Consider the following 21,447-nt stretch of genomic DNA (forward strand, 5'->3'; position numbering starts at 1 on the left):
AGGATGAAAAATGCCAAAAAAAGAGCAAACAGAACTAACAGGTAAACAAAAAGCGGCAATTCTTCTTATTTCACTTGGTCCTGATGTTGCATCCTCTGTTTATAAACATTTAAGCGAGGAAGAAATTGAGAAGCTGACCCTGGAAATCTCCGGGGTCAGAAAAGTTGATTCGTTTGCTAAAGAAGAAATACTAGAAGAATTCCATCAAATTGCCCTGGCGCAGGACTATATCACTCAGGGCGGGATTGGTTACGCAAAAACAGTTCTCGAGAAAGCACTTGGCACCGAGCAGGCTTCAGCTATTATTAATAGACTGACGTCTTCTCTGCAGGTAAGGCCATTCGATTTTGCCAGAAAGGCAGATCCTGCACAAATTCTGAATTTCATTCAAAATGAACATCCGCAAACAATCTCATTGATATTGTCCTATCTTGATCCAGCGCAGGCAGGGCAGATCCTGTCAGAGCTGCCGCAGGAAATGCAGGCGGATATTGCAAAAAGGATTGCCGTCATGGATAGCACATCTCCCGAAATTATCAATGAAGTTGAACAGATTCTCGAGAGAAAGCTGTCTTCTACTGTAACACAGGATTATACTCAGACTGGCGGAATTGAATCGGTTGTCGATGTTCTTAATGGGGTTGACAGGGCGACAGAAAGGACTATTCTGGATGCATTGGAAATTCAGGATCCTGAGCTTGCTGAGGAAATTAAGAAGAGAATGTTTGTATTTGAGGACATCGTTACCCTTGACAGCCGCGCCATACAGCGTGTTATCCGTGACTGTGAAAGTGAGGACCTCATGCTTTCATTAAAAGTGTCCAGTGATGAAGTTAAGGAAATCGTCTTTAAAAATATGTCATCCAGAATGGTTGAAACCTTTAAGGATGAGATGGAATATATGGGTCCTGTAAGATTAAGAGACGTTGAGGAAGCCCAATCAAGAATAGTCGGCATTATCCGAAGACTAGAAGAATCAGGAGAGATCATCGTCGCTCGCGGCGGAGGGGATGATATTATTGTCTAGGCTTATTAAATCATCTTCTTCAGCTGTGCCGAAAGAAGAAAAGAAAGTCATTTCTATCAGACAGCTGCAAAGCAATTTAACCCCCATTGAAGATGCAATTGAGCAAAACTTGGCTAGAACAGATGAAGAACTTCAAGCCATGCTAAAAAGTGCCCGTGAGGAAGCTGAACGGATTGTCAATACTGCTAGAATAGATTCAGAAAATATGACACGGCAAATTGAGGAGCAGCTCAAAGCGCTAGACAAGGAAAAACAAAGAGTTCTTGAGGAAGCCCGCTCTGAGGGATTTGCTGCTGGAGCTGATGATGGCAGAAAAAACGGTCTCCGGGAATACAGTGAACTGATTCATATGGCAAGAGAAGTTGTAAACTCAGCCAAACATGATTATCAGCAGCATATCGAATCATCAGAACAGACTATTTTAAATCTGGGGTTAAAGGTTGCAGAAAGAATTCTTGGAGAAGTTCTTGATAAAAATGGTGATCAATTCCTTTCTATTGTAAAAAGAGCAATAAAGGAAGCGAGGGAATACACTGAGATTCAGCTCCATGTACATCCTATGCATTATGATTTGATCCTTTCCCATAAGGATGAACTAATCCGGGTATTTCCAAAAGAGACAGATTTATATATTTATCCAGATGAGGAACTAAGCAATACAAGCTGCATAATTGAATCTGCAAATGGGCGTATTGAAGCAAGTGTTGACAGCCAGCTTGAAGAAATAAAAAGAAAACTCTTTGAGATGCTGGAGAGTGAACCCAATTGAACCTTAAACAGCTGATCGATGAGGTGGATAAAATTGATAGCTTTAAACGTTTTGGCAGAGTAAAAAGAGTAGTCGGTTTGATGATTGAGTCTCAAGGTCCGGAAAGTTCAATTGGGGATGTATGCATTATTCATATAGGCAAAGGACGGACAAGAAGGATCAAGGCGGAAGTCGTCGGTTTTAAAAATGAGAATGTGATTCTTATGCCTTATACTGCTGTACAGGATATTTCGCCAGGCAGCCTTGTCGAGACGACCTCGAAGCCTCTTGAGGTGAAAATTGGTCCTGCTCTTATAGGACAGGCAATAGACTCACTGGGACAGCCTCTCGATGGGGGGAATTTGCCAAAGGGTTTAACACCAGTCCTAACCGAACAAACGCCTCCTAATCCGCTGAAAAGACCGCCAATCTCTGAGCCTATTGAAGTAGGAGTACGAATGATCGACAGCCTGCTGACTGTAGGAAACGGGCAGCGGGTCGGGATTTTTGCAGGAAGCGGTGTCGGAAAAAGTACACTTCTTGGAATGATAGCACGCAATACCAATGCGGATTTAAATGTGATCGCACTTATTGGCGAGAGGGGAAGAGAGGTTAGGGAGTTTATTGAGAGGGATCTTGGCCCGGAAGGGTTGAAAAGGTCCATCGTGGTGGTAGCTACGTCAGACCAGCCGGCACTCATGAGAATTAAAGGGGCATACACGGCCACAGCAATTGCTGAGTATTTCAGGGACAAAGGCTTAAATGTCATGTTAATGATGGATTCAGTAACCCGGGTGGCTATGGCGCAGCGGGAAGTCGGCCTCGCAGTCGGTGAACCGCCTACAACAAAAGGTTATACACCTTCTGTTTTCGCTGTTCTTCCTAAGCTGCTTGAAAGAACAGGAACAAACGAATATGGCTCTATAACTGCATTTTATACCGTATTGGTCGACGGAGACGACATGAATGAACCAATCGCTGATACAGTCAGGGGAATACTGGATGGACACTTTGTTCTGGATCGGGCTTTAGCGAACAAAGGGCAATATCCGGCTATTAATGTCCTGAAAAGTGTCAGCCGGGTTATGAACCATATTGCAGATGCCTCCCATTTAAAATCAGCAGAAAAAATAAGGGAAATGCTTAGCACGTATATAAATGCAGAGGATTTAATTAATATTGGAGCATACAAGCGCGGGTCATCGATGGAAATAGACGAAGCCATTCGATTATATCCTTCGATTATCTCTTTTTTGAAACAAGAAACGAATGAAAAAATTTCTATCTTGGAAAGCATTGGCCAATTAAAAGGATTAGCTGGAAAAGGGGAATAAAAATTGCAGTATCAATTTAAGTTCAATAAAATCTTGAAGATAAAAGAAAGAGAAAAAGATCAGGCGTTTGATGTATACAATCAGGCTGTCATACGATTTGAAGAAACTGCCAAGAAACTATACGATCTTCTGAAAAAGAAAGAAGATCTGGAGGAATATCAGCAATCAAGACTGGCTGAAGGCCTTCCGGTTCAGGAAATCAGGCATCACCAGCATTTTGTGAGCAGCCTTGAGAAAACAATTGACCATTATCAAAAAATGGTCGCCAATGCGCGAACCCAAATGAATTTTCAGCAGGAAAAACTAATGGAAAAGAATATTGAAGTAAAGAAATATGAAAAAATGCAGGAAAAAGATTTAACTGGCTTTTTGGAAAGCATAAAGCAAGCAGAAGGAAGGCAAATGGATGATATCTCGATTCAGCTGTATATGAATCGGGGAAATTAGGTGGTTAAATGGAAAGAATGCCAGAAGAACAAGAGACACCCAAAACAAGCAGGTTTCAATGGTTTATATTCGCTTTCTTGATTCCGATCCTTTTCGGAATAACTGTAGCCCTGCTGGTTTTCACATTATCAGGAAACAACATTTTTGAAACAGCCAGAGAATATAGCCAAAAGGTGCCCTTTTTAGCTTCCGTTTTGGATGACAAGAAATTCCGTTCACAGGAAGTGATGGAGGAGGAGCTCATCGGACTGCAGGCAGAAGTTAAAGATCGTGAAGCAAGGATATCTCAGATGGAAAGCCAGCTTGACAGCAAAGACCTGGAATTAGAAAGAGCAGCGCTCGAAAAACAGAGGCTCGAAGAAGAAATCAACGAGCTTACGGCTATAAAGGAAGAAAACAAGCGAGCATTTAAAGATATCGTAAAAACCTATGAAAATATTACCGCTAAAAAAGCAGCACCCATTTTAACTGAGATGAAGGATGAGGAAGCTGTAAAAATATTATCAAATGTTAATTCTGACACGCTGGCTGCCATTATGGAGAAGATGAACCCGGAGGATGCCGCACGGTATACAGCACTCCTGACCGCTGCCAAAGAAAAAAGCGGATCGAATAATTAACAAAAAGTCTTGAGAGGAGGTGAATTTAAGTGCAGATCGGAAGATTAGGACTTATTCAGGCACAATATTCATCCGAAGATAAAATATCTCTGCAAGATACAAGCAGCACTGGTTTTGGGAGTCTTTTCTTTGCTTTAACCGGAACTGCCAAACCGCAAGCAGAAAGCTTGCCTGCAGCAGCTGATGCGGAGAAGGTCGAACAGTTAAAAGAATTAATGGAGTTTCTTAAAGTGGGTGAGATCACCGAATTAGAAAACGGAAGCGAGCTTCTGGAGAAGATTTCCTTTCAAACAGACACTGACATCATAGAGGTCATTTCGGAGCAGCTGAATCTTACACAGGAAGAATTAGTGCAGATGCTAGAGGGTTTTATGGACCAGGTTTTGCCAGGTGTAAAGCTTGAAGATGTATATTCTATGGAAGATTTAGATGATGGCAACAAAATCCAATTATTAATTTCAGCAATCTCAAATTTTGATGTAAAAGAAGGCATGATCCTGCAGGGAAAAGATTTTAGCGGAGCATTAAAAGCTTTGAAATTGTATGACATTCTGTCTGCAAAAAAGGATTTTCTCAGCAGCAAAATGAATGTGAAGGAATTTCTAAATCATGTCCAAATAAAAGTTGAGGGGCTAATAAACAGTACTTCTGTTGATAAAGGCAGTATTATACAAAAAGTTTTTACCCCGCTTGCTAACGAATTAAACACTGCAAAACAACAAAATAACTCTGCTAATGAAAATTTGGGTCAGGCAGCCTTTAAAATCATAAATAGACCGGAAACTGCTTTGCAGGGTTTTGTTCAGGTTCAATCATTTTCAAAACCGGAACAGATGGCTCTGCTGAATCCGCAGGGAAGGACAGTAAGTCCAGATCAGCTTATGCAGCAATTTGAAAACATATTATCCAAGAGCAGCTTTCTCAAAACGGGAGGAACACAAAAGTTATTTATCAAGCTGAATCCTGACCATCTTGGAGCGCTGCGCATAGAGCTTATTCAAAAGGACTCTGCGATGATTGCCAGGATACTTACATCAACTGGCTCAGCCAAAGAAATTCTTGATTCACATATTAATGGTCTAAAGCAGGCCTTCAGTTCACAAAACATTCAGATTGAGAGAATTGAAATCTCTCAGCAAATGACGCAGCAGGACCGCTCCTTTAACAGGGATCCCCAGCAGCAGGAACAGAGGCAGCAGCAAAATAAGGATGAAAATAATATGCAGCCTGAGAGCGAATTTAACAGCTCGTTTGAAGAAGCCCTTCTTAATACCGAAGCATAGGAGTGATAGTAATTGGCAAACACAATAGATTCTTCCCTAATGCTATCAAACTACCAAAGCCAAACCCGAAAGACCGGCTCAGATATATTAGGCAAAGATGACTTTCTAAAAATTCTAATGACACAGCTGCAAAACCAGGATCCAATGAACCCTATGCAGGACAAGGACTTTATTGCACAGATGGCAACCTTTTCGTCATTGGAGCAGATGACTAATATGAATAAGACGATGGAGAAGTTAGTGGCTTTTCAGGAGCAGAACCAGCTAATGACTTACAATAACTTTTTAGGCAAAAATGTCACCTGGCATAAATTGACAGAATCAAGTGAACCAAACCAGGAACCAATTATTGAAGAAGGAACTGGAAAAGTAGTTTCTATCCAGTATAAGAATAATACAGCTGTATTTATTTTGGATGATGGAACGAAGCTTGAACCTGCAAATATTTCTCAACTAAATGAGTAAAAGGAAGTGAGTGGGTGGATAAACTTATTTATCGTCCGATCCACACCCAGCCGGTAATTACACCAAAGGGGAATGCTGTTCAAACTTCTAAGCAATCACAAAATAAATTCTCTGCCCACCTCCAAACAGCCCTGCAGACTGAAGGCAATTTAATTGTCAGCAAACATGCAAAGCAGAGACTTGAACAAAGAGGTATACATATAAGTGCAGAGCGGTGGAAGCAAATTGAAGATAAGGTACAGGAAGCCAGGGATATGGGTGTTAAAGAATCCTTGGTATTGCTCGACAACGCAGCACTTGTAGTCAGTGCTAAGAATAATACAGTAATCACTGCGATGGATCGTAAGGAAGCTCGAACACAAATATTCACTAATATTGATGGAACTATAATTCTGGATCAATAAAAATAATGGCTGGACCTTTTAAGGAAGCCTATGCTGCCGACTGACAGAAGCAGCATTAAAGAGAGGAGCAAAAATTAATGCTACGTTCAATGTATTCAGGTATAAGCGGGATGAAAAACTTTCAGACGAAGCTGGATGTTATTGGGAATAATATTGCGAATGTTAATACATTTGGATATAAAAAAGGTCGCGTGAATTTTAAAGATATGGTGAGTCAGACTATTTCAGGTGCAACAGGAAGCGGAGCAAATTCGGGAGGTATTAATCCTAAGCAGGTAGGTCTTGGTTCACAATTATCATCTATAGATACAATTGATACACAGGGGAGTCTGCAAACCACTGGCCGTGTATTGGATATAGGGATTCAAGGTGATGGCTACTTGATGGTTCAGCGAGGGAATAACACCTATTATACCCGCGCTGGAAATTTATATCTTGATGATGATGCAAACCTTGTTACGGCATCAGGAGATAAAGTAAAAGGAGCTGATGGGGCAGCTATCCAATTAAATGGGGGGGATGCTACCGTAATTAAAAGCTTAAGTATATCGAATGACGGAACTATAAACTTCTTAATAGACGGGAACGATGCATTGCAGGCTGCCGGACCAATTGGAATAGCACGCTTTAATAATAATGGCGGTCTTGAAAAAATTGGAGACAATCTATATAAGGACACTGTAAACTCAGGTGATGCAGTCACATTAACCCCAGGAGAAAATGGTGCAGGAGTTCTCGTTTCCGGAACCCTGGAAATGTCCAACGTAGACCTTTCAGAAGAATTCACTGAAATGATTACAGCTCAGCGCGGTTTTCAGGCAAATACCCGTATCATTACAACATCAGATGAAATTCTGCAGGAGCTTGTTAATTTAAAACGATAATCTAAAGGAGGGTCAGGGCTGAGGGCAAAGAACCTTTAGCCCTGAGAAAAAACATTGATTAAAGTATCTCGCCTGAACGGCAAAACTTTTGTATTAAATGCTTTGTACATAGAAACAGTGGAATCTTTTCCAGATACGACGATAACGCTCACTAATGGAAAGAAGTATGTTGTAAAGGAATCTGAAGATGTAGTCATGCAATCGATTTTAGGATTCTATCAATCTGTTAATCTTCTGGGGCAGCAGCTGGCGGAGGGAAATAAAAATGAAGAACAATAAGCTGTTAATGATAATGTTGATGATGCTTGTAGCGATCACACTTGTAGGAGCTATTGCCCTGGTGATTGTGATGAAATTTTCGGGTGATGGTGAAACAAAAGAGCCCACCATTGATGATGTACTGGAAGCCTCTGTTGATATCCCGCAAATTACAGCTAATTTAGCGAGTGATGATTATATCAGGATTTCTTTTAAAATCCAGACTGAAAACAAAAAAGCTAAAGAGGAATTGCAGAAAAGAGATTTTCAGGTGAAAAACCTCATCATTCAGGAATTGTCTGAAATGAAAGCAGAGGATATACAGGGGAAAGAAGGCCAAATCAAGCTGCAGGAAGATTTGAAAACCAAGATTAACGGTTTAATGCAAGAAGGAAAGATCGTTCAGGTGTACATTACTGAATCTCTCCTCCAGTGATAACCAAATAACTAACTGCAATAGATGGAGGTGAGGATTCATGTCAGGTGAGGTTTTATCGCAAAGCGAGATTGATGCGCTGCTCTCGGCTCTCTCTACCGGAGAAATGGATGCAGATGAACTGAAAAAAGAACAAACGGAGAAAAAAGTAAAAGTTTATGATTTTAAGAGAGCATTAAGATTTTCTAAAGATCAAATTCGCAGTTTAACAAGAATACATGAGAATTTTGCCAGGCTCTTAACCACCTTTTTTTCTGCCCAGCTGAGGACCTATGTGCAGATATCGGTTGCTTCTGCGGATCAGATACCATATGAGGAATTTATCCGGTCCATACCGAAAATGACAATACTAAATGTAATTGAAGTGCCGCCTCTTGATGGAAGAATTCTTATGGAAGTGAATCCAAATGTCGCCTATGCCATGATGGACAGGCTGATGGGCGGCAGGGGGACCAGCATAAATAAAGTTGACAATTTAACAGAAATTGAAACAAAAATCATGTCTGCTACATTTGAAAGGGCATTTGAAAACCTAAGGGAAGCCTGGAGTACAATCGCGGATATTGATCCGCTTTTGGCTGATTTTGAGGTGAATCCGCAATTTCTGCAAATGGTCTCGCCTAATGAAACAGTCGTCGTTATTTCATTAAACACGACTATTGGGGAAACGAGCGGGATGATTAATATATGTATACCTCACGTCGTTCTCGAGCCGATTATTCCCAAGCTGTCTGTACATTATTGGATGCAGACGGATAAAAAGGAAAGGGAGCCGGAGGTCATTGCCCGGCTAGAACGAAATATACAAAAGGCGGAAGTTCCAGTCATATGTGAACTCGGCAGTTCTGACATAGCCATTCAGGATTTCTTATCTCTTGATATTGGTGATGTCATTGAGTTAAATCAGGGAATTGACCAGGCGCTAACAATAAAAATCGGGAATATTCCTAAATTCATCGGACAGCCTGGGAAAATGAACAAAAAAATGGCCGTGCAAATTTTAGACACTGTGAAAGGGGGAGATGAGGATGATGAGTGATGATATGCTTTCGCAAGATGAAATTGATGCTCTGTTAAGGGGAGCAGCTGATGACAGCGATGAAACGGAAAGTTATAATGAGGCATTTTTTCAAACCGAAGATTATCTGTCCCATATGGAGCAGGATGCGTTAGGGGAAATCGGCAATATCTCATTTGGGAGCTCTGCAACAGCATTGTCTACATTATTGAATCAGAAAGTTGATATCACAACTCCAGCTGTTTCAGTTGTTTTGCGTCAGAAATTAGCTGAAGAATTCCCACATCCTTATGTAGCAATTCAGGTGAATTATACGGAAGGTTTCTTCGGAAGCAACTTGCTTGTAATTCAGCAATCGGATGCAGCTATCATTGCTGACTTGATGCTTGGGGGAGATGGAACCAACCCGGCTGAACTAATGGGTGAAATTCAGTTAAGCGCGGTTCAGGAGGCAATGAACCAGATGATGGGTTCTGCAGCAACTTCGATGTCAACCATCTTTGGAAAAAAGGTTGATATTTCACCGCCGGCAATTGATATACTTGATTTGCCGCAGGGGGAAGGTGCTGATCGAGTTCCTGCTGATGACATGCTTATAAGGATTTCATTCCGATTAAAAATAGGAAGTCTGATCGACTCGAATATTATGCAGCTGCTTCCTCTGGAATTTGGCAAAAGCCTAGTAAATGAATTATTGAATCCGGGTCAGGGTCTTCCGGCAGATAACACAGTTTCTGAAGAGAAGCAAGCAGTTCAAGGACAGCCCGAATATCAGGAAAGTCAGCTTTCGTTTGATAAGAAACCTGAAGTACACACAGGCGGATTAGACCAGCCTTACATTCAGACAGGTTATTCCGGAGAGCCGCCGGCATATTCACAGCCGGTTATGAATCAGGCATCAAACCCTCAAAGCTATATACCGGCTCAAAACCAGGCTCAGCAATCCGGTCCACAGCATTTTGGAGGCTCTTATGCAAATGGAGTGCAGCCGAATGTACAGCCGGCAGCCTTTTCGAGCTTTGAACCATATCACATGCAGGAGCATGAAACAAAGAATTTAGATATGCTTTTGGATATACCGCTTCAGGTAACGGTCGAACTCGGAAGGACCAAACGTTCCGTTAAGGAAATTCTTGAACTGTCTTCAGGATCGATTATTGAACTGGATAAACTGGCAGGTGAACCTGTTGACATTCTGGTCAATAACCGATTAATCGCCCAGGGTGAAGTGGTTGTCATTGATGAAAACTTTGGTGTGAGGGTTACAGATATTATCAGCCAGAGCGACCGAATAAAAAAACTAAGATGATAAGCGGGGGTTATTAAAATGGCACATAAAATTTTAATAGTTGATGATGCAGCTTTTATGCGAATGATGATAAAAGATATTTTATCCAAGAATGGCTATGAGGTAGTGGGTGAAGCTGCTGACGGTGCACAAGCTGTTGAAAAATATAAGGAAACTCAGCCTGATCTTGTCACAATGGATATTACCATGCCGGAAATGGATGGAATTACAGCTCTAAAAGAAATCAAAAAATTAAATCCGAGTGCAAAAGTCATTATGTGTTCTGCTATGGGCCAGCAGGCAATGGTCATTGATGCTATTCAGGCTGGCGCCAAGGATTTTATCGTAAAACCTTTCCAGGCTGATAGAGTGCTCGAGGCAATCGGCAAAACATTGGGCTAGTGATTATTCTTTTTAGAGGGTGCAAAATGGTGTTGAATGTAAAGAAAGTGATTTCTTTGCTGCTGTTGTTTTCAATTGTTCTGCTGGGCGTGCAGCCGCTGGCCCAGGCAGAGCAATTAAATAATAGTGTTAAAGAATGTATGGAAAATCCTAAGGAATGCGAGAAGCAGGAAACAAAGGAATCAAAAGATTCAAAGACAGAGGAAGAGCAGACTCAGCAGGATAAAAGCGGAAAAATTGGTCTTGATTTTTGGGACTTTATAAAGATGATTTTAGCAACAGGCTTCACTATTGGACTTTTGTATGCTCTTCTAAAGTTCATTAACAAAAAAAGTAAGGTATATAACAGGTCGCAGTTAGTTGAAAACCTCGGCGGCACAGCTTTAGGTGCGAACAGGTCAGTTCAGCTGATAAAAGTGGGAAATCGCATTTTTGTAGTAGGGGTAGGAGAAAATATTCAGCTGTTAAAAGAAATAGACGATTCGGAAGAATACAGTCAAATCATCAATGAGCATAATGACAAATTGGAACAGCTTATCCGACCAAGCGATATTGTGACAAAGGTGATTAAAAGAACACAGCAAACAGAAGGAAGCAAGCAAGGCAGCCCCAATTTCAGCTCGCTGCTCGGGATTCAGCTGGATGATATTAAAAAGGGCAGAAAGAAACTGTTTGATGAGTTAGAAAGAAAGGGCCAGAAGAAAGATGAATGAATTCATGGAGTTTTTTAATAGCAGTTCTCCTGAAAATGTATCTACATCTGTGAAGCTTTTTTTATTGCTGACGGTACTCTCTCTCGCGCCCAGTATTCTAATTTTAATGACGTGCTTCACAAGGATTGTCATTGTTCTTTCCTTTGTCAGAACGGCGCTGGCTACTCAGCAAATGCCGCCAAATCAGGTTTTAATCGGCTTGTCCTTGTTCCTGACATTTTTTATAATGGCACCGACGATGCAAGAAGTGAACGAACAGGCTTTAACACCTTTATTTAATGAAGAAATAAATCTGGAAGAAGCTTATGAAAAAGCTTCGATCCCGTTTAAAGAGTTTATGAGTGCCCACACAAGACAGAAAGATTTGGCTTTATTTCTTGAATATTCCGGAGCGGAAGCTCCATCTTCGATTGAAGATATCCCGCTTACGAGTCTTGTTCCGGCATTTGCCATAAGTGAGATCAAAACAGCTTTCCAAATTGGTTTTATGATTTTTATTCCATTTCTCGTTATCGACATGGTTGTTGCCAGTGTATTAATGTCCATGGGGATGATGATGCTTCCTCCGGTTATGATTTCTTTGCCGTTTAAAATATTATTATTTGTACTTGTAGACGGCTGGTATTTAGTAGTTAAATCTCTTTTACAAAGCTTTTAAGCAGGTGAACATTCAGAATGACTCCAGAAACAGTTATATCCATTGCAGAAAGAGGGATTATCACCGTACTTATGATTTGCGGTCCCTTGCTTATTCTGGCACTCGTAGTCGGCTTGGTTGTCAGCATCTTTCAGGCTACAACTCAAATTCAGGAACAGACGCTGGCATTTATTCCTAAGATCGTGGCGGTCCTTGTAGGTGTTGTATTCTTTGGGCCATGGATGCTTAGCCATATGCTCTCTTATGCCAATGAAATATTCTCTAATTTGACCAGGTTTGTTGGCTGATGCTATGTTAGATTTTCTGCCTTCTTTTCCTGCCTTTTTACTTATTTTTGTAAGGGTGACATCTTTCTTTTTAATGATGCCCCTTTTTTCATACAGATCCATACCGGCCGCACATAAAATTGGCCTTGGCTTCTTTCTGGCATGGATAATGTTCCTGGGAATGGATGTGCCAGTGCTTGAAATTGACGGCACATATTTTCTTTTAATAATTAAAGAAGCATTAGTAGGGCTGATGGTAGGATTTATAGCGTATTTGATTCTTTCTGCGATTCAAATTGCAGGGGGGTTCATTGATTTCCAGATGGGTTTTGCCATTGCAAATGTGATTGATCCTCAAACAGGCGCACAAAGTCCATTAATGGGACAGTATTTGTATACGATAGCTCTCTTTTTTCTATTAACTGTCAATGGGCACCATTTAATGCTTGATGGAGTGTTCTATAGCTACCATTTTATCCCTCTGGATCAGGCATGGATTTCTTTTGGGGATGAGGATATGGCGGAATATGTCATAAAAGCCCTGAATACGATGTTCGTTATTGCCTTTCAGATGTCCATTCCTGTTGTTGGCAGTCTATTTCTTGTTGATGTCGCATTAGGGATTGTTGCCAGGACAGTTCCGCAGCTAAATGTCTTTGTCGTTGGCCTTCCTTTGAAAATTGGCGTTAGTTTTATTGTTTTAATCATTGTTATGAGCGTATTAATGTATGCTGTTTCCCTTGCGTTTGAATCGATGCTCCAGACAATGAGAGGGCTCATGGAACTTATGGGAGGTTCTTAGAATGAAGTTATTGCTCTCTTTAGATCTTCAGCTTTTTTCCGGAGAAAAAACAGAAAAAGCCACACCGAAAAAGAGGCAGGATTCCAGAAAAAAAGGGCAAGTAGCAAAAAGCCAGGATGTAAATACAGCCATCGTCCTTCTTGCTGTGTTTCTGTTTCTGCTGTTTGCCGGATCGTATTTGAAGAATATCATCTTATATATTTTTACGCACTCATTTAACGATTATATGATGATGCCGCTGACAGAGGCGAATATACAGGTAATCTTTCTCGATGTCTTAAAAGAATTGGTTCTTTTTTTAGGTCCCATCATGCTGGTTGCTATGCTGGCGGGGATTACTGCAAACTTTATGCAGGTGGGCACTCTTTTTTCAACAGAAGCTATACAGCCTAAATTGGAGAAAATGGATCCAATAAAAGGATTCAAGCGGATTTTTTCCATGAGAGCGATCGTGGAACTGCTGAAGTCGATGCTCAAAATTGCTTTTGTGGGTGTCGCTGCGTTTGCTGTTTTATGGTTAAGAATAGATGAAATATTAATTCTTTCTCAAAAATCGGTTGGAACAGCGATGGTCACACTTGCCAGCCTGACCGTTCAAATGGGTTTAATTGCTTCAGCGGCACTCCTGTTTTTATCGGTCCTGGATTATCTATATCAAAAATATGATTTTGAAAAGAACATCCGAATGTCAAAACAGGATATAAAAGATGAGCACAAAAATATTGAAGGGGATCCATTAATTAAATCCAAGATTAAACAGAGGCAGAGGGAAATGGCGATGAGAAGGATGATGCAGGAAGTCCCTAAAGCGGATGTGGTCATTACCAATCCAACTCATTTTGCCATAGCTCTGAGCTATGATGAAACCAAAAGTGATGCCCCCATCGTAGTGGCAAAAGGGGTTGACTTTGTTGCCCAAAAGATTAAATTAATCGCAAAGGAAAATGATGTGATTGCTGTTGAAAACAGGCCTCTTGCCAGGGCTCTATACAGCCAGGCGGAAATAGGGCAGGCCATCCCTGAAGAATTTTTTAAAGCTGTCGCAGAAATTTTAGCCTATGTGTACAGAATCCAAAACAAAATTTAACCAGATTAATATTTAATAGAAATAGCTGGTCTTAGGAAGCTGTTGAAGGGCTGCCAAGGCGTTTCCGCTTTTTGTAAGGAGAGAGTTTCGATGCAATTAAGAGACTTATCAGTATTGATGAGTGTAATTCTAATAGTAGCCATGCTAATTATCCCTTTTCCCCCTTGGCTTTTAAGTGTACTGATCATTATAAATATTGCGCTTGCACTAATGGTTTTGCTGACATCCATGAATATGAAGGAAGCGCTCGAATTTTCCATTTTTCCTTCGTTAATATTGTTAATGACATTATTCAGGCTGGGGTTAAATGTTTCTACGACAAGGTCCATTCTATCAGAAGGGGAAGCTGGTAAAGTCGTTGAAACATTTGGCTCTTTCGTAACCGGAGGAAACGTCATTGTCGGTCTTGTTGTATTTTTAATACTCATCATTATCCAGTTTATCGTTATTACGAAGGGATCTGAGAGGGTCTCCGAAGTAGCTGCGCGTTTTACACTCGACGCGATGCCAGGTAAACAAATGAGTATCGATGCAGACTTGAATGCAGGTATGATCTCAGAGCATGAAGCCCGGGAACGCCGCGAAAAAATCAGCCGTGAATCTGATTTTTACGGTTCTATGGATGGTGCGAGCAAATTTGTTAAAGGTGACGCCATTGCTGGGATCATCATAACTCTAATCAACCTTCTGTTCGGTGTGGTCATCGGGATGATGCAGCTTGGGCTCCCTTTTGGAGAAGCAGCCATGAAATACTCGACGCTTACAGTTGGTGACGGAATTGTCAGCCAAATCCCGGCACTGTTAATTTCCACTGCAACGGGTATTGTGGTTACAAGGGCAGCATCTGATGGAAATATTGGTAAAGATATTACTTCCCAGCTGTTTGCTTATCCGAAAATGTTATATGTTACTGGCGGAACTATTATTCTTTTAGGTTTGCTGACACCAATAGGGCTCTTGCTGACTTTGCCGATTGGCGGCTTAATGATTTTCGGAGGTTACACGATTGCAAAGACTCCCCAGCCTGATAAGGAACAATTGCTGGAGATGGAAGAAGAAATTGAAACCGATGAAATGAAAAGTCCTGAAAGTGTGGTTAACCTTTTAAATGTAGATCCAATTGAATTCGAGTTTGGCTATGGGCTAATTCCTCTTGCCGATACAAATCAGGGCGGTGACCTTCTTGACAGGATTGTGATGATCAGAAGGCAGCTGGCGATCGAATTGGGGCTTGTCATACCTGTGGTAAGGATACGTGATAATATTCAGCTGCAGCCGAATGAATATAGGCTGAAGATAAAAGGAAATGAAATGGCACGCGGCGAGCTTTTGCTCGATCATTATTTAGCCATGAGTCCTGGTATTGAAGATGATAGCATCGAAGGTATTGATACGATTGAGCCTTCATTTGGTCTGCCGGCAAAATGGATAACAGAAGAAATGAAAGAGCAGGCAGAAATATTTGGCTATACAGTCGTTGACCCTCCATCTGTTGTATCTACTCATATTACAGAAGTAATAAAAAGCAATGCCCATGAGCTATTAGGCCGCCAGGAAACAAAACAGCTGATTGACCATGTCAAGGAAAGCTATCCAATCCTTGTTGAAGAGGTGACCCCAAATCCATTGTCAGTGGGCGAAGTTCAAAAGGTGCTTGCGAAATTACTAAGGGAAAATGTTTCAATCCGGAATTTGCCGGTTATTTTTGAAACACTTGCTGACTTTGCAAAATCTACAAGTGATACAGACCTGCTTACCGAGTATGCCCGTCAGGCTTTGGCCAGACAAATTACTAACCAGTTTTCACAGCAGGGTGACTCCATAAAAGTCGTAACCCTATCAGGGAAAGTCGAGAAATTGGTTGCAGAAGGTGTTCAGCAGACAGAGCATGGCAATTATTTATCCATGGACCCAACCGTATCGCAGGATATCCTGGAATCAATTGCTTCGCAGGTGGAACAGCTTTCACTGATGGAGCAGACGCCAATTGTCCTTTGTTCTCCAGCAGTCAGAATGTATGTCAGGCAATTAACAGAAAGGTATTTTCCGCAAATACCGATTCTTTCCTATAACGAACTTGAAGCAAATGCGGAAGTTCAGAGTGTCGGGGTGGTGAATATTAATTGAAGGTAAAAAAGTTTATGGCAGCATCGATGCCTGATGCGATGAAACAAATCCGGACGGAGCTAGGCAAGGATGCTGTAATTCTAAATTCAAGAGTAGTATATACCGGCGGGGTTCTGGGCTTTTTTAAAAAAAGGATTATTGAAGTAATGGCCGCGGTGGACTCGAATCAGGAATTAGAGCAAAAGCCCTCAGTAAAGCCGGCAGCGGTCCCAGCTCCTTCAGACCATTACAGGGGGAGTGCAGGAGAAGCTCAAATTTCGAGCTTAAAAACTTCAGATGAGCTGATTAGAGAGCTAAGCAGCCTGAAAGAGATGATTTCCTCTTTTGCCGGTGCACAGCAGGAAGGTTCAATTTACCCCGAAGCGATAAGAAAAGCCCTGTTCATTCTTGATGAACAGGAAATTGAAAAGTCCGTTCAGGTTCATGTTCTTCAAGCATTGCTGGAGAAATGGTACCTGTGCGGTGCGAATGCTAAGGATTCTGAAATAGAGGACTGGCTGCACGATGAACTTATAAAGCAAATTGAGGATATTCCATTTGGCGGTATGTCTCTCAGCAAAAAATATATCAATGTAGCCGGCCCAACAGGTGTTGGAAAAACAACTACTTTGGCGAAAATGGCAGCAGAATGTGTTATTAAGCATAGAAAAAAGGCTGCATTTATCACAGCCGACACTTACAGGATAGCTGCGATCGATCAGTTAAAAACCTATGCAAGTATCCTGAATATACCCTTGGAAGTTTGCTATACAATAGAAGATTTCAGACAGGCAGCCGATAAACTGAAGGAATATGACGTGGTTTTAATTGATACAGCAGGGCGGAATTTCAGAAACAAACAGTATGTAGAAGATTTAAAGAATGTCATTGATTTCGAAAATGAAATGGAAACCTTTTTAGTGCTTTCACTTACCTCGAAACAAAAGGATATGGAAGAGATCTATAATCAGTTTTCAATTATAGACATTGATAAGCTGATCTTTACAAAGGCAGATGAAACGTCAACTTATGGTTCCATGTACAACATAATTCATAAATACAAAAAAGGTGCAGCATATATTACAAATGGACAGGATGTTCCTGATGATATCCTGATGGCAGGGCCAGAGGCTATTGTAAAACAACTAATGGGGAATAAAAAATGAACGATCAGGCAGAAAGGCTAAGAGCCAGGCTGAAAGAAGAAGACAGCCGAAATCATCAAGTTAAAACAATAGCAGTTGTAAGCGGAAAAGGTGGAGTAGGGAAATCTAATTTCTCATTGAATTTTTCCATTTCCCTATGCAAAACTGGCGACAGGGTATTGTTATTCGATTTGGATATTGGTATGGGGAATCTTGAAATACTAATGGGAAGGTCTGCTAACTATTCAATTGCTGACTTTTTAGAAAAGAATATCCCACTGAAAAATATTATTTCTGAGGGTCCTCTTGGACTTGACTATATCGGCGGAGGGACTGGCCTTTCGCATTTTGTGAAACTGGATGATGAGCAAATTTCAAGATTCACAGAAGAACTTGCTGACCTCATCAAAAACTATGATTATATCATCTTTGATATGGGTGCAGGCATTACAGAGGAATCGGCTAAGTTCATACTCTCAGTCCAGGAAATTGCAGTTATTACGACACCTGAACCAACGTCTATCACTGATGCATACTCTGTAATGAAACATATACACCTTTTGGATGGGACGATTCCATTTCATTTGGTCATTAATCGATCTGAAGGAGAGAGAGAAGGGAAGGAAACGTATAAGAGGATTTCAGCTGTCGTATCAAGATTTTTAGGGAGGGAGGCTGACCTCTTAGGAATCATTCCGGATGATCACAGCATACAGCAGGCAGTTAGACGGCAAATCCCTTTTATTTTGCATCAAGGGAATTCAGCTGCTTCAAAAGCAATTCGGAAAATGACTGAGAAAGTTGGCGGCAGGCCAATCGGACATACTGGTGAACACCATTCTGCCCAATTTATATTAAAACTAAAAAAATTTCTTTTTAATAGGGGGTGAATCAGCATGAAGACAGTCAAAGTGCTTGTAGTAGATGATTCAGCCTTTATGAGAAAACTGATTGCGGATTTCCTTTCTGAAGATGACAGAATTCAAGTTGTCGGGACAGCCAGAAACGGCGAAGAGGGTCTAAGGAAGATAAAAGAATTAAATCCTGATGCAGTAACCATGGATGTTGAAATGCCGGTCCTAAATGGCCTGGAAACTCTAAAGATTATTATGAAGACCATGCCCGTTCCTGTAGTGATGCTTTCAAGCACCACGAAGGAAGGTGCTGAAAACACCTTCACAGCTATGGAATATGGTGCAGTAGATTTTATTGCGAAACCATCTGGTCCAATTTCATTGGACCTGCATAAAATAAAAACTGAATTAACAGAAAAGATAGTGCAGGCGAGTAAGGCAAATATAAAAGGGCTGGTTAAATTTTCAGCTATTGGAAAAAAACCTGCCGTACTACAGCAAAGTTATAGTAAAATAGAACTATGTCAATCTATGCAGATCAGCCGCTCTGCTTCCATATCGAGTTCAAATCCCAGAAAGCTAATTTGCATAGGGACTTCCACAGGCGGACCGCGGGCTCTTCAAAAAGTGCTGTGTGACCTCCCTGGAAATCTGAACGCTCCGGTACTGATTGTTCAGCATATGCCTGCCGGATTTACGAAATCGCTGGCCAGCAGATTAAACGGTTTATCAGATTTATCGGTAAAGGAAGCCGAGGAAGGGGATATTCTTCTGAACGGCACGGCATACATAGCTCCAGGAGGCTTTCATCTAACAGCAGCAAGATCAGGCAAGGATCTAGTTATTCATCTGGATGATTCACCGCCAAGGAACGGACACAGGCCTTCAGTTGATGTGATGTTTGAGTCCTTAGGTGAAATCAGCGGGATTCAAAAAATTGCTGTTATCATGACAGGAATGGGTGCAGATGGAAAAAATGGCCTGATGGAAATGAAGAAAAAAGGTGAAGTAAAGGCTATTGCCGAATCAAAAGAAACATCGATTGTATTTGGAATGCCAAGAGCAGTGATTGAGTCCGGTCTGGCAGATGATGTGCAGAATATTGAACGTATAGCAGAATCCATATTGAAATTTGTTTAAAGCCGAGGGGTGCAGGCACATGGAGATGAATCAATATTTAGAGGTATTTATTGAAGAAAGCAAGGAGCATTTGCAGGCGTGCAATGAACAGCTTCTGGAATTAGAGAAAAATCCTGAAGATATTAAAATAGTTAATGAGATCTTCAGATCAGCGCATACGCTAAAAGGCATGTCAGCTACCATGGGGTATGAAGATCTCGCAAATTTAACCCATCAAATGGAAAATGTCCTTGATGCAATCAGAAATCAGAAAATTAAAGTGAATGCTGAAATTCTGGATGTCGTTTTTCTGGCTGTTGATGATCTGGAAGCAATGGTTCAGTCAATTGCAGAAGGCGGTGACGGCAAAAGGGATGTTTCCGAAGCTGTAGAAAAATTAATGCTGATCGAAAAAGGGGAAAGTCCGGCGCAGTCTGCAGCGAGAGCCGAAACGGCAGCAGCAATTGCAGAACCGCAAGGACTGATCAAGAGTACATATGATGATTTTGAATTGACAGTTATTCAGCAATCGAAGGAGCAGGGCTTTGAATCCTATGAAATATCAATAGCATTGCGGGCAGATTGTCTGCTGAAAGCCGCCAGAGTATACATGGTTTTTGAAGTTCTTGAGAAGAGCGGGGAAGTGATCAAAGCCACACCTTCAGTTGAGCAGCTTGAAGAAGAGCAATTTGATCAGGAATTTTCCGTAACAATTATTACTAAAGATACACCTGAAGATATCCGTCAAAAACTTTTGAAGGTATCGGAAGTGGAAAGGATTGAAGTGCTGCCGCTATCTATGGGGAACTACAGCTCTCAGGAGGCTGTTAAAGAGGCAGAAGCTGTACTGCCTGCCGCAGAAGTGGCCGAAGAGGCTGCTTCAGATATGCCAAAAGAAGAAAAAAAAGCCCCGGCAGCAAAGCAAGTCAGCAATAAAACGATTAGGGTAAATATCGAGAGATTGGATATCCTTATGAATTTGTTTGAAGAACTGGTGATTGATAGGGGACGGCTTGAACAAATATCTAAGGAATTAAACAATCAGGAACTGCATGAAACGGTTGAGCATATGTCAAGGATCTCAGGGGACCTTCAGAATATTATTCTGAATATGCGCATGGTCCCAATAGAAACGGTATTTAATCGTTTCCCAAGAATGGTCAGACAATTGGCAAGAGATTTAAATAAAAAGATCAATCTCCAAATAGTTGGGGCAGAAACCGAACTTGACCGGACTGTTATTGATGAAATTGGCGATCCGCTTGTTCATTTAATCCGAAATGCACTGGACCATGGGGTCGAAACACCGGAAGTCCGCAAAGAAAATGGAAAGAGTGAAGAAGGAAATGTCGTATTAAAGGCATATCACAGCGGCAATCATGTGTTCATTGAAATAGAAGACGATGGTGCAGGCATAAACAAAGATAAGGTTATAAAGAAAGCACTGAAAAACGGCATTATTACAGAGCAAACAGCTTCCACTCTAACGGACAAACAGGCTTATGAACTGATTTTTGCTTCAGGCTTCTCGACTGCTGATAAAATCTCAGATGTTTCCGGACGGGGTGTGGGGCTTGATGTTGTAAAGAATACAATCGAGTCATTGGGAGGATCAGTATCAATAGATTCAAAAGTGGGGCAGGGTTCGATTTTCTCCATACAGCTGCCATTAACTTTATCCATTATTTCAGTCATGCTCGTTGAGATTGAGAAAGAAAAATACGCAATCCCTCTATCGTCTATTATTGAAACTGCTATTATCAGAAAGGAAGACATCTTAAGTGCGCACAATCAAAAGGTGATTGATTTCAGAGGAAAAGTGGTTCCGCTCCTTTCTTTGAAGGAAATTTTTGAGGTGCCATCTGAGAATCTTGAAGAAGAATTCATTTCCGTTGTCATCGTCAGAAAAGGGGAAAAGATGGCAGGGCTTGTTGTAGATTCCTTTATTGGACAGCAGGAAGTGGTTTTAAAATCCCTTGGAAACTACTTAACCAGCGTGTTTGCCATTTCCGGTGCAACAATTTTAGGCGATGGACAGGTCGCACTGATAGTCGACTGTAATGCATTGATTAAATAATTTAAT

At 41.2% G+C, this 21,447-nt stretch carries 24 protein-coding genes; all 24 read left to right on the top strand.

The annotated features are described in order from the left end of the window. The first annotated feature begins 10 nt into the window (after nucleotides 1–10). The 24 genes from fliG to ACR42H_RS09790 all read left to right on the top strand — a co-directional run bounded on the left by fliG (nucleotide 11) and on the right by ACR42H_RS09790 (nucleotide 21,441). Entirely contained in the window at nucleotides 11–1,027 is a 1,017-nt protein-coding gene (gene fliG / locus ACR42H_RS09675; protein WP_113881942.1) for a flagellar motor switch protein FliG, read from the top strand. After that, on the top strand, nucleotides 1,011–1,796 hold the full coding sequence (gene fliH / locus ACR42H_RS09680; RefSeq protein ID WP_436375778.1) for a flagellar assembly protein FliH: 786 nt from the start codon (nucleotides 1,011–1,013) through the stop codon (nucleotides 1,794–1,796). The genes fliG and fliH overlap by 17 nt, the downstream gene beginning before the upstream one ends. Beyond that, nucleotides 1,793–3,109, top strand: a complete 1,317-nt coding sequence (gene fliI, locus ACR42H_RS09685; RefSeq protein ID WP_436375780.1) for a flagellar protein export ATPase FliI — start codon at nucleotides 1,793–1,795, stop codon at nucleotides 3,107–3,109. The genes fliH and fliI overlap by 4 nt, the downstream gene beginning before the upstream one ends. Before the next feature lie 3 nt (nucleotides 3,110–3,112). Beyond that, nucleotides 3,113–3,556 carry a flagellar export protein FliJ gene (gene fliJ / locus ACR42H_RS09690; RefSeq protein ID WP_113881945.1) on the top strand — a complete coding sequence of 148 codons (444 nt, stop codon included), beginning with the start codon at nucleotides 3,113–3,115 and terminating at the stop codon, nucleotides 3,554–3,556. Nucleotides 3,557–3,564: 8 nt separating this feature from the next. Then, nucleotides 3,565–4,176, top strand: coding sequence for a MotE family protein (locus ACR42H_RS09695; RefSeq protein ID WP_113881946.1), 612 nt, complete (start codon nucleotides 3,565–3,567; stop codon nucleotides 4,174–4,176). Nucleotides 4,177–4,205: 29 nt separating this feature from the next. After that, complete coding sequence (locus ACR42H_RS09700) at nucleotides 4,206–5,459, top strand: flagellar hook-length control protein FliK (protein WP_436375783.1); 1,254 nt, start codon at nucleotides 4,206–4,208, stop codon at nucleotides 5,457–5,459. 12 nt (nucleotides 5,460–5,471) lie between these two features. Then, nucleotides 5,472–5,924 carry a flagellar hook assembly protein FlgD gene (gene flgD, locus ACR42H_RS09705; RefSeq protein WP_113881948.1) on the top strand — a complete coding sequence of 151 codons (453 nt, stop codon included), beginning with the start codon at nucleotides 5,472–5,474 and terminating at the stop codon, nucleotides 5,922–5,924. A gap of 14 nt (nucleotides 5,925–5,938) precedes the next feature. Then, nucleotides 5,939–6,328 carry a TIGR02530 family flagellar biosynthesis protein gene (locus tag ACR42H_RS09710; protein WP_113881949.1) on the top strand — a complete coding sequence of 130 codons (390 nt, stop codon included), beginning with the start codon at nucleotides 5,939–5,941 and terminating at the stop codon, nucleotides 6,326–6,328. A gap of 77 nt (nucleotides 6,329–6,405) precedes the next feature. Further along, nucleotides 6,406–7,212, top strand: a complete 807-nt coding sequence (gene flgG / locus ACR42H_RS09715; RefSeq protein WP_436375786.1) for a flagellar basal body rod protein FlgG — start codon at nucleotides 6,406–6,408, stop codon at nucleotides 7,210–7,212. 54 nt (nucleotides 7,213–7,266) lie between these two features. Beyond that, complete coding sequence (locus tag ACR42H_RS09720) at nucleotides 7,267–7,491, top strand: flagellar FlbD family protein (protein WP_436375789.1); 225 nt, start codon at nucleotides 7,267–7,269, stop codon at nucleotides 7,489–7,491. Beyond that, nucleotides 7,478–7,906 (top strand): flagellar basal body-associated protein FliL, encoded by a 429-nt coding sequence (fliL, locus tag ACR42H_RS09725; protein ID WP_436375792.1) that lies wholly within the window; start codon nucleotides 7,478–7,480, stop codon nucleotides 7,904–7,906. The genes ACR42H_RS09720 and fliL overlap by 14 nt, the downstream gene beginning before the upstream one ends. A 40-nt stretch (nucleotides 7,907–7,946) precedes the next feature. Next, the gene (fliM, locus tag ACR42H_RS09730; protein WP_113881953.1) at nucleotides 7,947–8,945 is read left to right on the top strand and encodes a flagellar motor switch protein FliM; all 999 of its coding nucleotides are present in this window, start codon (nucleotides 7,947–7,949) and stop codon (nucleotides 8,943–8,945) included. After that, the gene (gene fliY / locus ACR42H_RS09735) at nucleotides 8,935–10,233 is read left to right on the top strand and encodes a flagellar motor switch phosphatase FliY (protein WP_113881954.1); all 1,299 of its coding nucleotides are present in this window, start codon (nucleotides 8,935–8,937) and stop codon (nucleotides 10,231–10,233) included. Before fliM ends, fliY begins: the two co-directional genes overlap by 11 nt. An 18-nt stretch (nucleotides 10,234–10,251) precedes the next feature. Then, on the top strand, nucleotides 10,252–10,614 hold the full coding sequence (locus ACR42H_RS09740) for a response regulator (protein ID WP_206836421.1): 363 nt from the start codon (nucleotides 10,252–10,254) through the stop codon (nucleotides 10,612–10,614). A 26-nt stretch (nucleotides 10,615–10,640) separates the two neighbouring features. Further along, nucleotides 10,641–11,327, top strand: a complete 687-nt coding sequence (locus tag ACR42H_RS09745; protein WP_436375796.1) for a flagellar biosynthetic protein FliO — start codon at nucleotides 10,641–10,643, stop codon at nucleotides 11,325–11,327. Then, nucleotides 11,320–11,985, top strand: coding sequence for a flagellar type III secretion system pore protein FliP (gene fliP, locus ACR42H_RS09750; protein ID WP_113881957.1), 666 nt, complete (start codon nucleotides 11,320–11,322; stop codon nucleotides 11,983–11,985). The genes ACR42H_RS09745 and fliP overlap by 8 nt, the downstream gene beginning before the upstream one ends. 17 nt (nucleotides 11,986–12,002) lie before the next feature. After that, the gene (gene fliQ / locus ACR42H_RS09755; protein WP_009330744.1) at nucleotides 12,003–12,272 is read left to right on the top strand and encodes a flagellar biosynthesis protein FliQ; all 270 of its coding nucleotides are present in this window, start codon (nucleotides 12,003–12,005) and stop codon (nucleotides 12,270–12,272) included. Between the two features lie 4 nt (nucleotides 12,273–12,276). After that, the gene (gene fliR, locus ACR42H_RS09760) at nucleotides 12,277–13,053 is read left to right on the top strand and encodes a flagellar biosynthetic protein FliR (RefSeq protein WP_113882148.1); all 777 of its coding nucleotides are present in this window, start codon (nucleotides 12,277–12,279) and stop codon (nucleotides 13,051–13,053) included. Nucleotide 13,054: 1 nt separating this feature from the next. Beyond that, nucleotides 13,055–14,140: a flagellar biosynthesis protein FlhB gene (gene flhB, locus ACR42H_RS09765; RefSeq protein ID WP_113881958.1), complete on the top strand. Its 1,086-nt coding sequence runs from the start codon at nucleotides 13,055–13,057 to the stop codon at nucleotides 14,138–14,140. 90 nt (nucleotides 14,141–14,230) lie between these two features. Then, entirely contained in the window at nucleotides 14,231–16,267 is a 2,037-nt protein-coding gene (gene flhA / locus ACR42H_RS09770; RefSeq protein ID WP_436375800.1) for a flagellar biosynthesis protein FlhA, read from the top strand. Next, the gene (gene flhF, locus ACR42H_RS09775) at nucleotides 16,264–17,412 is read left to right on the top strand and encodes a flagellar biosynthesis protein FlhF (RefSeq protein WP_436375803.1); all 1,149 of its coding nucleotides are present in this window, start codon (nucleotides 16,264–16,266) and stop codon (nucleotides 17,410–17,412) included. Before flhA ends, flhF begins: the two co-directional genes overlap by 4 nt. Continuing rightward, a complete protein-coding gene (locus tag ACR42H_RS09780; protein WP_113881961.1) occupies nucleotides 17,409–18,281 on the top strand; it encodes a MinD/ParA family protein in 873 nt (290 codons plus the stop codon). The genes flhF and ACR42H_RS09780 overlap by 4 nt, the downstream gene beginning before the upstream one ends. A 6-nt stretch (nucleotides 18,282–18,287) precedes the next feature. Continuing rightward, nucleotides 18,288–19,385, top strand: a complete 1,098-nt coding sequence (locus ACR42H_RS09785) for a protein-glutamate methylesterase/protein-glutamine glutaminase (protein WP_113881962.1) — start codon at nucleotides 18,288–18,290, stop codon at nucleotides 19,383–19,385. A 19-nt stretch (nucleotides 19,386–19,404) separates the two neighbouring features. After that, nucleotides 19,405–21,441: a chemotaxis protein CheA gene (locus tag ACR42H_RS09790; RefSeq protein WP_113881963.1), complete on the top strand. Its 2,037-nt coding sequence runs from the start codon at nucleotides 19,405–19,407 to the stop codon at nucleotides 21,439–21,441. Nucleotides 21,442–21,447 lie beyond the last annotated feature (6 nt).

The organism is Cytobacillus sp. BC1816, assembly GCF_051353635.1.
Classification (GTDB): domain Bacteria; phylum Bacillota; class Bacilli; order Bacillales; family Cytobacillaceae; genus Cytobacillus; species Cytobacillus oceanisediminis_C.

Coding starts and splice junctions, on each gene's coding strand:
- fliG (WP_113881942.1), top strand. CDS start 11: ATGCCAAAAAAAGAGCAAACAGAACTAACAGGTAAACAAAAAGCGGCA.
- fliH (WP_436375778.1), top strand. CDS start 1,011: ATGATATTATTGTCTAGGCTTATTAAATCATCTTCTTCAGCTGTGCCG.
- ACR42H_RS09695 (WP_113881946.1), top strand. CDS start 3,565: ATGGAAAGAATGCCAGAAGAACAAGAGACACCCAAAACAAGCAGGTTT.
- flgG (WP_436375786.1), top strand. CDS start 6,406: ATGCTACGTTCAATGTATTCAGGTATAAGCGGGATGAAAAACTTTCAG.
- fliL (WP_436375792.1), top strand. CDS start 7,478: ATGAAGAACAATAAGCTGTTAATGATAATGTTGATGATGCTTGTAGCG.
- fliM (WP_113881953.1), top strand. CDS start 7,947: ATGTCAGGTGAGGTTTTATCGCAAAGCGAGATTGATGCGCTGCTCTCG.
- fliY (WP_113881954.1), top strand. CDS start 8,935: ATGATGAGTGATGATATGCTTTCGCAAGATGAAATTGATGCTCTGTTA.
- ACR42H_RS09740 (WP_206836421.1), top strand. CDS start 10,252: ATGGCACATAAAATTTTAATAGTTGATGATGCAGCTTTTATGCGAATG.
- ACR42H_RS09745 (WP_436375796.1), top strand. CDS start 10,641: ATGGTGTTGAATGTAAAGAAAGTGATTTCTTTGCTGCTGTTGTTTTCA.
- fliP (WP_113881957.1), top strand. CDS start 11,320: ATGAATGAATTCATGGAGTTTTTTAATAGCAGTTCTCCTGAAAATGTA.
- fliQ (WP_009330744.1), top strand. CDS start 12,003: ATGACTCCAGAAACAGTTATATCCATTGCAGAAAGAGGGATTATCACC.
- fliR (WP_113882148.1), top strand. CDS start 12,277: ATGTTAGATTTTCTGCCTTCTTTTCCTGCCTTTTTACTTATTTTTGTA.
- flhB (WP_113881958.1), top strand. CDS start 13,055: ATGAAGTTATTGCTCTCTTTAGATCTTCAGCTTTTTTCCGGAGAAAAA.
- flhA (WP_436375800.1), top strand. CDS start 14,231: ATGCAATTAAGAGACTTATCAGTATTGATGAGTGTAATTCTAATAGTA.
- ACR42H_RS09780 (WP_113881961.1), top strand. CDS start 17,409: ATGAACGATCAGGCAGAAAGGCTAAGAGCCAGGCTGAAAGAAGAAGAC.
- ACR42H_RS09785 (WP_113881962.1), top strand. CDS start 18,288: ATGAAGACAGTCAAAGTGCTTGTAGTAGATGATTCAGCCTTTATGAGA.
- ACR42H_RS09790 (WP_113881963.1), top strand. CDS start 19,405: ATGGAGATGAATCAATATTTAGAGGTATTTATTGAAGAAAGCAAGGAG.